This window comes from Cupriavidus sp. a3 (genome assembly GCF_051015765.1).
Lineage (GTDB): Bacteria > Pseudomonadota > Gammaproteobacteria > Burkholderiales > Burkholderiaceae > Cupriavidus > Cupriavidus oxalaticus_A.
Window position 1 is genome coordinate 1845574 of sequence record NZ_CP170644.1, and the last position, 12221, is coordinate 1857794.

At 68.3% G+C, this 12221-nt stretch carries 12 protein-coding genes; all 12 read right to left on the reverse strand.

The genetic code is table 11. From position 1 onward, the window contains the following. Positions 1 to 16: 16 nt before the first annotated feature. Positions 17 to 1435: an MFS transporter gene (locus tag ACAD63_RS30240; RefSeq protein ID WP_135704011.1), complete on the reverse strand. Its 1419-nt coding sequence runs from the start codon at positions 1433 to 1435 to the stop codon at positions 17 to 19. A gap of 275 nt (positions 1436 to 1710) precedes the next feature. After that, positions 1711 to 2667, reverse strand: a complete 957-nt coding sequence (locus tag ACAD63_RS30245; protein ID WP_133094911.1) for a PDR/VanB family oxidoreductase — start codon at positions 2665 to 2667, stop codon at positions 1711 to 1713. A 30-nt stretch (positions 2668 to 2697) separates the two neighbouring features. Continuing rightward, positions 2698 to 3672 carry a VOC family protein gene (locus tag ACAD63_RS30250; RefSeq protein WP_135703657.1) on the reverse strand — a complete coding sequence of 325 codons (975 nt, stop codon included), beginning with the start codon at positions 3670 to 3672 and terminating at the stop codon, positions 2698 to 2700. 23 nt (positions 3673 to 3695) lie between these two features. Continuing rightward, a complete protein-coding gene (locus tag ACAD63_RS30255; RefSeq protein ID WP_135703656.1) occupies positions 3696 to 5174 on the reverse strand; it encodes an aldehyde dehydrogenase in 1479 nt (492 codons plus the stop codon). A gap of 39 nt (positions 5175 to 5213) precedes the next feature. After that, on the reverse strand, positions 5214 to 6014 hold the full coding sequence (locus ACAD63_RS30260; protein ID WP_135703655.1) for an aspartate dehydrogenase: 801 nt from the start codon (positions 6012 to 6014) through the stop codon (positions 5214 to 5216). A gap of 13 nt (positions 6015 to 6027) precedes the next feature. After that, positions 6028 to 7737, reverse strand: a complete 1710-nt coding sequence (locus ACAD63_RS30265; RefSeq protein WP_195427912.1) for a thiamine pyrophosphate-binding protein — start codon at positions 7735 to 7737, stop codon at positions 6028 to 6030. Then, on the reverse strand, positions 7730 to 8533 hold the full coding sequence (locus ACAD63_RS30270) for an SDR family oxidoreductase (RefSeq protein WP_135703653.1): 804 nt from the start codon (positions 8531 to 8533) through the stop codon (positions 7730 to 7732). The genes ACAD63_RS30265 and ACAD63_RS30270 overlap by 8 nt, the downstream gene beginning before the upstream one ends. Positions 8534 to 8538: 5 nt before the next feature. After that, complete coding sequence (locus ACAD63_RS30275) at positions 8539 to 9390, reverse strand: IclR family transcriptional regulator (RefSeq protein WP_133094905.1); 852 nt, start codon at positions 9388 to 9390, stop codon at positions 8539 to 8541. Positions 9391 to 9421: 31 nt separating this feature from the next. Then, the gene (locus ACAD63_RS30280) at positions 9422 to 9958 is read right to left on the reverse strand and encodes a cupin domain-containing protein (protein WP_133094904.1); all 537 of its coding nucleotides are present in this window, start codon (positions 9956 to 9958) and stop codon (positions 9422 to 9424) included. Positions 9959 to 9993: 35 nt separating this feature from the next. Then, positions 9994 to 10767 (reverse strand): SDR family oxidoreductase, encoded by a 774-nt coding sequence (locus ACAD63_RS30285; RefSeq protein WP_195427913.1) that lies wholly within the window; start codon positions 10765 to 10767, stop codon positions 9994 to 9996. Continuing rightward, the gene (locus ACAD63_RS30290; protein ID WP_133094902.1) at positions 10760 to 11830 is read right to left on the reverse strand and encodes an aromatic ring-hydroxylating oxygenase subunit alpha; all 1071 of its coding nucleotides are present in this window, start codon (positions 11828 to 11830) and stop codon (positions 10760 to 10762) included. The genes ACAD63_RS30285 and ACAD63_RS30290 overlap by 8 nt, the downstream gene beginning before the upstream one ends. A gap of 34 nt (positions 11831 to 11864) precedes the next feature. Further along, positions 11865 to 12170, reverse strand: a complete 306-nt coding sequence (locus ACAD63_RS30295; RefSeq protein WP_371704171.1) for a recombinase-like helix-turn-helix domain-containing protein — start codon at positions 12168 to 12170, stop codon at positions 11865 to 11867. Positions 12171 to 12221 lie beyond the last annotated feature (51 nt).

Consider the following 12221-nt stretch of genomic DNA (forward strand, 5'->3'; position numbering starts at 1 on the left):
ACAAGCACGCGCCCGTTCAGACCTCCAGTTCCTCCAGCACCTGCCCCTTGGTCTCGATGCCGAAGAAGTGAACGGTGACGGCTGCCAGCGCGGGCACCACGGCCAGCGCGAAGAACGCCACGTTGAGGGTGCCGTTGCCGATGGTGCCGGCGATCAGCGTCGGCGCGAAGATCGCGGCCAGTTTCAGCCAGGCGCCGCCCAGGCCGCAGCCCATCGCGCGCACGCTGGTCGGGTACAGCTCGGGCGTATAGACATAGGCGGTGATAAAGCCGCTGGCCAAAAAGCCCATCGCCAGCGCGCAGAAGGTCGCCACCACATACACCGACGCGGCGTGGAACACGCCGGCCAGCACCAGCGACAGCGCGCACAGCAGGAACGACACGTTGATCACCGGCTTGCGGCCGACCTTGTCGACGATCATCGCGCACACCAGCGAGCCGACCACGCCCAGCACCGAGGCGCCCGCGGCCAGGTTCAGCGCCAGCTGCAGCGGCGCGTGGTAGACGGTCTTGTAGACCGTGGGCAGCCAGGTCGACAGGCCGTACTGGATAAAGCCGCAGGTTGCCCACAGCATCCACACCGCGATCGTGCGGCCCAGGTAGGCCTTGCTGACCAGGTCGCGCACGCGCCGGCGCGGATGCTGGGTCATGCGGTCATAGGCGCTGGCATTCTGCGGCGGCGGCAGCGGTCCCCTGGCGCGTGCCTCGAACGCACGCAGCGCCGCGTCGGCTTCTTCCAGGCGGCCCTTCTCGGCCAGCCAGCGCGGCGATTCCGGGATCACGCGCTTCAGGATGAAGAACAGCACCAGCGGCACGCCGCCGATGAAGTACATCACCTCCCAGCCGTAGTGCGGCACCAGCCAGGCGCCGACGCCGTTGGACACCATCAGGCCGATCGGGAACACCACCTCGTACAGCAGCACGAAGCGGCCGCGGCCATGCGCGCGTGTGACTTCATTGATATAGGTGGCGGCCACCGGCAGCTCGCCGCCCAGGCCCAGGCCCTGCACGATGCGCAGCAGCAGGAAGATCTCGAACGACGGCGCGAAGCCGCAGGCAATGCTCATCAGGCCGATGATGCCCGCGCTCCAGCCGATCGAGCGCAGCCGGCCGAAGCGCTCGGCCAGCCCCGGGAACAGCAGCGCGCCGACCAGCTGGCCGACCGACGGCGCGGCGATCAGGACCCCGATCTGCGCCGGCGTCAGCGACCATTGCGCGATCAGCAGCGGCAGCGTGGCGGCAATGGCGATGACATCGAAGCCGTCGAAGAAGGTGGCCAGGCCGATCAGCAGCCGGGCGCGGATATGCATGGCGTTGCCCGGCATGCGTTCAATGCGGGCGACGATGTTGCCGCGCGTGACCGGGCCGCTGCGGGCAGCCGCAGCGCTTTGGCCGGCGCTGTCGGCCGTGGTCACGATACCTGCGGTGGCGGCCACCGGTGCGCCGGGGGACGCTGCGTCTTGTCTCTGTGTGAACACGGTACTTCTCGGTTTGATTCTTCGGGGGTTGCTCCCCTCTCCCGCTTGCGGGAGAGGGGTTTGGGGAGAGGGCAGGCGCTGCAGGCGGCATACGCCCGGCTTGCCCGGCGGCCTTGGATGAGGAAATCGGGACCTGGCAACGCGCTGGCTGCGGCCAGCGCTGGCCCTCTCCCCCGCCCCTCTCCCGCGCGCGGGAGAGGGGAGAAAACACTCTCGGAACGAGCAATCGCGAATTACAAGTCCAGCACCAGCTTGCTGCCCTTGCACCCGGACACGCACACCATCATGGTCTTGTTGCTGGCGCGCTCGCTGTTGCTCAGCACGCTGTCGCGGTGGTCCGGGCAGCCTTCCAGCACGGCGGTTTCGCACGAGCCGCACACGCCTTCGCGGCAGCTGTACTCGACCTCCACGCCGGAATCGAGCAGCGCATCGAGCAGCGACTTGCCCGACGGCACCTTGACCAGCGAGCCGGTGCGCGACAGCTGCACCACGTATTCGCCCTCCTGCACCGCCTCGGTCGACGGGTCGGCGGCAAAGCGCTCGATATGGACATTGGGGTAGGCATGCGCCTCGCATGCGGCCTCGAACGCATTCAGCATCGGGCCCGGGCCGCAGCAATAGAAATGCGTCTGCGCGTCCTGTCCGCCCAGCATCGCCTTCAGGTCCGGCGGCGCGCCCGCTTCGTCGTCGAAGTGGAAGCGCACCGCATCGCCATAGGCCGACAGCGGTTCGACGAATGCCGCCTCGGCGCGCGAACGGGCGCAGTAGATCAGCGTGAACGACTTGCCCAGCTCCGCCAGCCGGCGCGCCATGCAGACGATCGGCGTGACGCCGATGCCGCCGGCCACCAGCACGGTATGCGCGGCGCTCTCGTCCAGCTCGAAGTTGTTGCGCGGCGCACCCACCGTCAGCGTGGCACCCACGCGCAGCTGCTCGTGCACGTAGCGCGAGCCGCCGCGGCTGCCGCGGTCCAGCAGCACGCCCACGGTGTAGCGGTTGCGCGCTTCCGGCGCGCCGCACAGCGAGTAGCTGCGCACCAGGCCATTGCCCAGGTGCAGGTCGATATGGGCGCCCGGGCTGTACTCGGGCAGGGTCTTGCCTTCGGGATCTTGGAGTTCGATGCTGACCACGCCGCGCGCTTCAAAACGCATGGCCTGGACGCGCAGGGTCAGGGACTGGTGGGCACTCATTGCTGCTTCCTTCTGTCGCGCTTCTCTCTCTTACCGCTTCTCGGTCAGGAACTTGCCTGCCGGGCCGCCCGCGTTCTTCTGGCGGCGGGTGTTGCCGTCGATGCCGCCCTCGATCGCCCATTCGGCGAACATGGTCGGGCCCGGCTCGAAGGCGCGCGGCTCCCAGTGCTCGTCGAGCTGGTCTTCATCGGCGTAGTATTCGATCAGGCCGCCGGCCGGGTTCTTGAAGTACCAGAAGTAGGCCGAGGAAATCGGATGCCGGCCCGGGCCGAGCTGCGTGTCCCAGCCCTTGCGCGAGACATGCATGCCGCCGCCGAAGACTTCATGGATGTCGCGCACGGTGAAGGCGACGTGGTTCAGGCCGCTCTTCGGTTCCGGCAGCTGTAGCAGGAACAGGTCGTGGTGGCCGCCATCCGCGGTGCAGCGCAGGAACGCGCCGCGGTCCGGGTAGCGGTCCGACGGCACGAAGCCGAACTTCTCCACATAGAACTGCTCGGTGGCCTTGACGTCCTTCACGAAGAACACCACGTGGCCGACTTCGATCGGCGTGGCGTGGTCGTAGATCGGGCTGCGCTGGTTCAGGCGCGGCTTGTCGTTCCACGTATTCATCAGCGCGCATTCGACCTGCACGTCATGCTTGCGCGTGACCTGGAAGCGCACCGCCAGGCCGTTCGGGTCGGTGCAGCCGATGCGCAGCGTGGCGCCTTCGCCTTGCTTCACGAAGCCCGGCGCATCGGCGATCGCGTCAGCCAGATGGTCGAGCGATGCCTGCGACTCGACGCCCCACACCACTTCGCGCAGCGTCGGGCCGGCCTCGATCGCGGGCGGCAGCGAAGCATCGTCGATGCGGCGCACCAGCACGCGGCAGCCGTTCAGCGTTTCGAAGTCCAGGCCCTGCGCGTCATCGCGCTTGATGGCCAGGCCCCAGTCCGAGAAAAAGCCACGGCAGGCGTCAAAGTCATCCGCGCCGTAGACGATCTCGTCGATTCCCAATACCTTGATCATTGCTTCTCTCCTGCCTGCCGGGCTCAGTGGCTGGCCCACGGCAGCGGTTGTTCGTTCAGGCCCCAGTACACGCTTTTCTGCTCCATGTACTGCAGGATGCCCAGCCGTCCCTTCTCGCGGCCCAGGCCGCTGTCGCGCCAGCCGCCGAACGGCGTCGAGATCGAGAACTGCTTGTAGGTGTTGATCCACACATTGCCCGCCTGCACCGCACGGGCCACGCGCCAGGCGCGCTTGTAGTCGCGTGTCCAGATGCCGGCGGCCAGCGCGTAGACGCTGTCGTTGGCCTGTCCGATCAGGTCGTCCTCGTCGTCGAACGGGATCGCCACCAGCACCGGCCCGAAAATCTCTTCCTGGCAGATGCGGGCGTTGTTATCCAGGCCTTCGATGATGGTGGGCGTGTAGAAGTAGCCGTTGGGCAGGCCGGCCACGTCGGGACGCACGCCGCCGGTGCGCAGCTGGCCGCCTTCGTGCACGCCGGTCGCGACGTACGATTCGATGCTGTCGCGGTGGCGGTCGGTGATCAGGGGGCCCATCTGGGTACGTTCATCGGCGGGGTCGCCAACGCGCAGGTGCGAAGCGGCGGCCGCCAGGCGGTCGATGAACGGCTCATACTGCGAACGCGCGACGAACAGGCGCGAGCCGGCGATGCACGACTCGCCCGACGAGCTGAAAATGCCGTACAGCACGCCGTTGACCGCGTGGTCGAGGTCCGCGTCGTCGAACACCATGGTCGGCGACTTGCCGCCCAGCTCCAGCGACACCGGCATCATCTTGTCGGCGGCGATATGCGCGATGTGCTTGCCGGTGGTAGTGCCGCCGGTGAACGACACGCGCCGCACCAGCGGATGCTTGGTGATGGCATCACCGATCACCGAGCCCTTGCCCGGCAGCACGCTGATCAGGCCCTTGGGCACGCCGGCTTCTTCGCAAATGCGCGCCAGTTCCAGTGCCATCAGCGGCGTGACTTCGGCCGGCTTGACCACCACGGCATTGCCGGCGGCGAGCGCGGGGGCCATCTTCTGCGCCTCGCTGGCGATCGGCGAGTTCCACGGCGTGATCGCCGCGACCACGCCCATCGGCTCGTAGACGCTCATGGTCAGGCAGTCGCCGCGCTGCGGCGTGATGGTTTCTTCCAGCGTTTCGCAGGCGGCGGCAAAGAACTGGAAGGTGCCGGCCGCGCTGGCGACCAGGGCGCGCGTTTCGCTGATGGGCTTGCCGTTGTCCAGGCGCTGCCGTTGTGCCAGCGGCTCGGCTTGTGCGCGGATCAGTTCGGCCACGCGGTACAGCACAGCGGCACGCTCGTGCGGCTTGCGCTGGGCCCAGCCGCTGGTAAGGAAGGCATGGTGCGCGCCCTGCACGGCTTCTTCCACGTCAGCCGGGCTGGCGGCATTCAGTTCTGCGACGACCTCGCCGGTCGCTGGATAGCGCGTGCCGTAGCGGTCGCCCGTGCCGAGGCGCCATTCGCCGGCGATGCAGATGGGGAGGACTTCTTGTGGGTTCATGTCGTTGCCTGCTAAGTCTGTGGGGCGTGGCTGCCGGAACTAGATCGATACCGCATGCGCGCGGTTGCCCAGCGCCCGCACCACGCTGAACACCGTCAGCGCCGACGTCTTCGGATTCGCCGCCAGCGGCTTGCCCCGCATCGTCAGCTCGAACCCGCCAAACGCCCCGCGCGCTTCCACGTGATGCACGTTCTCCACCGCATGCGGATCGGCCAGCAGCTTCACCGCAGTGCGATCCAGCCCGAGGCCGGCCAGCGACACCGTGGCGGCGACGTTGGCGTTCTTCGGGTACAGGCGCGCGGCGTCGCGCGCCGTGCCTTCGAAGATCACCGTCGCCTCGGTCAGCGCATCCAGGTCGAACAGCTTCTCGGCCGGGGTGCCAGCCCAGGCGCGCGCCGGCTTGCGGCCGGTGTAGATCACTTCATCCAGCCCGCCGACGCGCGCCGCGGCCAGCGCGTCGATGGCGCCGATGGCACCGGACAGCAGCTGCACCTGCGTGCCGCCACGGCGTGCCGCCGCTTCCAGCCGCTCGGCCATGCCGGGCTCGGACAGCGCGCCCACCGACACCACCATGCACGGGATGCCGCGCTCCAGCGCCGGCACGATGTGCTCTTCCAGCGCATGGTGGCCGGCGCACTCGACCAGCAGGTCGGGGCGCTGGTCGTCAAGGTGCGTGGCCACGCGGGCGCTGGGCGCCAGCGCGGACAGCGCGCCGCGGGCCTCGTCCATCGCGCTCTCGGGCACGATCACCACGTCGAAGGCGACGTCGGGATCGCTCTTGAGCAGCTCAAGCACGCCCCGGCCGATCGCACCGCACCCAATCATGGACACATGCAGCATTTTTCTGCTCTCCTCAGGCGCTGACGGTGGCCTGTTCCGAAGCCGGGGTTTCCTTGTTCACCGGCGGGCCGGCAAACACGGTCTTGAAGCTGCCGATCGACAGCATGTCGATTTCCAGCAGGAACGGGCCGGGCTCCACCGTGGCCTGCTCCAGCGCGGCGCCGACTTCGGCCAGGCTGCTGACGCGCGCATGGCGCAGCGACAGCGACCTGGCCAGCGCGGCGTAGTCGGGCGTATGCAGGTCGACGTAGTGGCGGCGGCCGCCGTACTGCGCGTCCTGGATGTTCTTGATCACGCCGTAGCCCTTGTCGTTCATCAGCACGATGACCATGTCGGCACGTTCCTGCACGGCAGTCGCCAGCTCACCCAGGTTCAGGATGAAGCCGCCGTCGCCGGCCAGCGTGAAGGTCTTCTTGCCCGACGCGGTGGCCGCCGCGCCGATCGCGGCGCCGATGCCCATGGCCAGGCCCTGGCCAATGCCGCCGCCCAGCGCATGCACGCCGGCGCGCGAGTCGAAGATGCGCAGTTCGCGATTGCCCCAGGTGCTGTTCGACACGGTCACGTCGCGCACCCAGTTGAAGTTGCGGCCGACTGCGCCTTGCAGCGCCTGCACCAGTGCCGAGTACGGGCCCAGGCCATCGACCAGGCCGTTGACGGCGACGTCATGCGCGCGGCGCAGGTCGGCGGCGAAGGCCGGATCGACCTTCATGCGCTTTTCGAGCCGATCCGCGAGCGCGTCCAGCGCCAGCGCGGCATCGCCGCTGACAAAGTAATCGCTCTGGTAGCAGCGGCCTTCGGCGGCGGGATCGGCGTCGATGCGCAGCAGCGGGCGCGGCAGCTTCAGTTCGTACTTCAGCGTTTCATTGCCGCGCAGGCGCGAGCCCACCACCAGCATCGCGTCGCAGGTCTGGTAAAAGGCCTCGACCGGCTTGTGCAGGTTGTAGGCGCCCAGCGAGCGCGGATCGTCTTCCGCCACGATGCCGCGGCCTTGCGTGCTGGTGACCACGCCGAAGCCCAGGTCCAGCAGGCGCTGCACCTGCTTGCTGGCGTGGCGGGCACCGCCGCCCAGCCACAGCAGCGGGCGTTTGGCATTCACCAGGCGCTCGGCCAGCGCGTCCAGCGCGTGCGCCGACGGCACATGCTTAGGCACCGGCAGCGGCTGCAGGTCGGCCGGCAGGTCGATCAGCGCGGCCTGTATGTCGATGGGGATCTCCACGCTGACCGGGCCGGTCGGCGCCGTCAGCGCGGTCTGCACCGCCAGCTTGATGGTGCTGATCGCGGTGTCGGCGCTGCGGATGCGGAAGGCGGCCTTCGACACGGCCTTCAGCATGGTGAGCTGGTCCGGCGCTTCGTGGATGTAGGCCAGGCTCTGGTCCAGATACGGCGTCTCGATCTGGCCGGTGATATGCAGCATCGGCGTGCCGGCGGTCAGCGCTTCGACCATGGCGCCGGCGGCATTGCCCGCGGCGGTGCCGGTGCTGGTCAGGCACACGCCCAGGCCGCCGGTGGTGCGGGCGTAGGCGTCGGCCATGTTGGTGCCGCCCGCTTCGCCGCGTGCCGGCACGAAGCGGATGTGGCCGCGCTCGCCCATGGCGTCGAGGATCGGCATGTTGTGGATCGAGATCACGCCGAACGCGGCCTTGACCCCGCACTGCTCGAGAAACGCCGTGATGGCGCAGCCGACGGTGACCTGCTGTTGTTCGTACTGGTGTTGATTAGGCATGACGGGAGTGTCCTCCGGAGATATCGATATGGCTGCCCGTGGTGTACGAAGACAACGGCGAGGCAAGGAACAGGATGGCGCGGGCTGCCTCGACGGGCAGGCCCAGGCGGCCAAGGGGAATATGTTTCTGCTGGGCCAGGCGCGCGGTCCACGCGGCCCAGTCCAGGTGGCGGTCTGCTTCAGGACGCGCCTCGAAGCGGCGGCGCCACTGGCCCGATTCGACCAGCCCGATCAGGATGCCGTTGACGCGGACACCCTTGGGCGCGAATTCGGTGGCCATCGAGCGCACCAGGTTCAGCACGCCGGCGCGCGCGGCGGAGGTGGCCACCATGTGCGGCTCGGGCTGTTGCGCCAGCAGCGAGTTGACGCAGACGATCGCGCCCTGGCCCGACTTCTCCAGCTGCGGCAGGAAGGCGCGCGTCGGGTGGATCACCGAGAAGAACTTGAGCTGCAGTTCGTCCATCCAGGCCGCGTCTTCGGTATTGGCGAAGGTGGACACGCGGCCCTGGCCGGCGTTGTTGACCAGCATGTCGACATTGCCGAGCTTCTGCTGCACGTCGGCCGCGAAGGCGGCGACCTGTTCCGGCTTGAGCACGTCGCAGGTGGCGGCATGGAGCCGGCACCCGGGGAATTTCTCGCGCAACTGCGCTTCGGCGCTGCGCAGGCGGGCTTCGTCGCGGCCGCACATGGCGACGGCGGCGCCCGCTTCGAGCAGCAGTTCGACGGTCGCCAGCCCGATGCCGGAGGACCCGCCGGTAACGACGGCAACCTTGCCGCCGAGTTCAATCATGGACATTGTCCTCACTCCCGATACAGATTCACGACCTTGCCGGCGCTGTGCAGCGACAGCCGGTAGTCAAGCAGGCGCGACAGCTCGCCCGCTGTGCTCCTCACCTTCTCCACCATCGCGTCCAGCTGTTCCGGATCGATATGCGCAGCGGGGATGGTGGCGCCCAGCGCCGCCACCACCTTGCCGGTGCGGTCGCGCACCGGCGCGGCAATGGTCGAGATGCTCGATTCGAAAAAGCCTTCCTGCAGCACGTAGCCACGCTCGCGGTCGCGCTGGACGATGGCAAAGAGCGCATCGACCGTGCGCGGCGTGCTGTCGGAGAACACTTCCAGCTGCGCCTCCGGATACAGCGCGTGCAGTTCCGCCAGCGGCAGGTCTTCCAGCAGCACCCGGCCCAGCACCGTGGCATGCGCGGGCAGCCGCGTGCCGACGTTGACCGAGCTGGCGAAGGGCCGCGGCGACACCGCCTTGGCCACGTAGACGATCGAACGCCCGTCGCGCACCACCAGGTTGGTCGGATAGCCGATCTCGTCGCGCAGCCGCTCCAGCAGCGGGCGGCCCAGTTCGGTCAGCTCCAGCGACGCCAGGTACTCGAACCCCAGCCGCAGCACCGCCATGCCCAGCCGGAAATCGCGGCCGCCATCGGCGCGCTCGACAAAACCCAGCATTTCCAGCGTGGCCAGCAGGCGGAACACGGTGGAGCGCGGCACCTTCAGGCGGCGCGCCAGTTCGGCGGCCGACATGGTGCGGTCCTTGCTGCTGAACTCGCCGAGCAGGCGCAGCCCGCGCTCCAGGCCCGGGACGATGTACTTGTCCGGGGTTTCGTTGGCGGCTGGCGTCGTCGGGATGGCGTTGGTGCTCATGGTCAGTGCGTGCGGACAGGCCGATGGCGCATCAGCGCTTGATCTTCGCGAGCGGGTGCTCGGGCGGGTAGGTCGGCGTGACCGGCTTCTTGGCGCCGAGCATCACGCACATCAGCGCGTCTTCCTCGCCGATATTGATTTCCTCCCGATACACGCCCGGCGGCACCGAGACCAGGTCGCGGTCGGTCAGGACGGTCTCGAAGCGCTCGCCATCCTTTTCCAGGATCAGCTTGATCTTGCCGCGCAGGACGAAGAACACCTCTTCCACGTCGGTGTGGATATGCGACGGGCCTTCATGGCCGGCCGGGATGATCATGGTGGAGAAGGTGAAGTGCTCCGACGGCACGGTGTTGGTGTCCGCGGCCACGCCGGTGCCGCCGGTGCCCAGGTAGCGCATCTGCGCGCGGCGGTACTTGGGGTCGTAGTCGGCCTGGAACTTCAGCGCGTCCCAGTCGTACTTGCGCGTGGAGAAGCGCGCCACGCGGCTTTCCATCCACTGGTCGAACGAGGCGCCGTCCGGCTGGTCCCAGGAACGCTTGATGTTTTGCTGTTGGGAAAGATCGCTCATTTGGATTCCTTCGGTTTTCTTCAGTGGATTTCGGATCAATGCATGACAAAGCCGCCGTTGACCGCCAGCGTCTGGCCGGTCACGAAACGGGCAAGGTCGGACAGTGCGAACAGCACCGCGCCGCAGACATCGTCGGGCAGCTGCTCGCGCGAGATCGCGCGTTGCTCGCGGTACAGGTCGTGCCGGTGCTGGGGCACGTACTCGGTGGCTTCCACCAGCGTCAGGCCCGGGGCCACCGCGTTGACAGTGATCTGGTCGCGGCCCAGCTCGCGCGCCAGCGAACGGGTCATGCCGATGATGGCGCTCTTGCTGGCCACATAGGCGAGCAGGTTGGGCGCGCCCCACAGCGGCGTGTCCGAGGCCAGGTTGACCACCGCGCCACGGCCGCTGGCGCGCAGCGCCGGCAGGCAGGCAGCGGTCATCAGCCAGGTGCCGCGCACGTTGACATTCATCACGCGGTCCCAGGTGGCGATGTCGATGGCGCTGGCATCGCGGCCGCCCGAGTCGGTCACGGCGGCGTTGTTGACCAGCCCGTCGAGGCCGCCCAGTGCCTTCACCGCGGCATCGGCGCAAGCCTGCACCGAGGCGGGGTCCGACAGGTCCAGCAGGACCGGCACCACCTTCAGGCCGCGGGCGCGCAGCGCGTCGGCTTCCTGCTGCAGGCGTTCGGCCAGGATGTCGGCCATGGCCACGCTGGCGCCGGCTTCCGCCAGCGACTTCGCGAAGGCCAGCCCGAGGCCGCGTGCGGCGCCGGTGACCAGCACCTTGCGGCCGGCCAGCAGAGCGTTGTTGGTGATGGCCTCAGGCATGGCTGGCGGCTCCGGCGGCTTGCGTGGGCTTGAGCATCGCCACCGGCTCGTCGGCGATTTCCTGGTCGGCGCGGCGCTTCAGCAGACGGCGCACGCGCGTGATGCCGGCGTCGTGCTGGTACAGCATCTCGTGGTCGCGTGCGTTGGGGGCCATCATTTCCAGCACCACGCGGTCCTGCTCCAGCACGTCCCAGTGCAGCTGCTCCAGGCGGTTGCGATAAAGGAAGCGCCACACGTCGCGCTCCCAGCCCTGCACGTGGCGGGTGCGCCAGAAGAACACCATGCAGTGGTCTTCATCCACCGGCGTGGCCATGCCGACGATGCCGAACGGGCCGCCGGGGCCGACCTTGGCGCGGTACGGGATCGCCAGGCGCAGCCACAGCGTGCCGGTCTCGCCGAACTCCACCCAGTCGAAGTTGACGCCGCGCTGGCCGGTCTTCTCGAACACCAGGCCGTGCTCGGTCTCGCGGATCTGCATCACGGCGGACTTCTCGCCGGATGCCATCGAGTGCGACACCGCGTGCAGGTAGGCGCCGTGCATCGGGTCCATCACGTTGTCGATGGCGTAGCGGTAATTGCAGTCCCAGTGCGCCACGCACAGGAAGTTGCTGTGTTCTTCGCTGACCAGTTCTTCCGGCAGGCGCAGCTCGTCGGGGCTGCCTTCGCCCTGCGGGGCCTGGTCGCCGAACCACAGGAAGATCGCGCCGGCCTTTTCCTGCACCGGGTAGCTGCGCACGCAGGTGCGGCCTTCCAGCGGGCAGCTTTCCACCGCCGGCACGCTCTTGACCTGGCCGTCGCCGCCGACTTCCACGCCGTGGTACCAGCAGGCGACGCGGTCGCCCAGGTTCCAGCCCATCGACAGGCGCGCGCCGCGATGCGGGCAGCGGTCTTCCAGCGCGTGGACCTGGCCGGCGCCGTCGCGCCACAGCACGATGTTCTGGCTCAGGCGGGTGATGCCGATCGGGGCATGGCTCACCGCCCACGAGGCGGCGACCGGGTACCAGTAGTTGCGCAGGCCGGTATTCAGTCGGGCTTCGGCGCGGGCTTGCTTGTTCGATTCCATGTTGTTCTCGCTATGGTCGCGATGCGGACGCGGTTCAGGCGCCCAGGCGGCGCATTTCGGAGAGGAAGCGCTCTTCGGTCCATGGCTGGCCGTCGACGCCCAGGAAGCCGGCGGCGTTGAACGCGCGCACGATGTCCTGCGGGTTCTGCGCGCCGCCTTCGAAGGCGGCCTCAAGCGCGTCGCCCAGCGCGTTCTCGTAGGCGCTCGGCGCGGTGGCGCGGGTCTGCCAGACAATGTTGGCAACCTTGCCGGGTTGTTCGATATGGCCCTTGCCTGCGACGTTGTTCGGCGCCGGACGCTCCCAGGGCACCAGGTTCGGGTTGTACGAGAGGCTTTCCATTGCGCTTTGCTCCATGTCTTGCAGCTTGGGGGACCGTGTTCCGACGCCGCC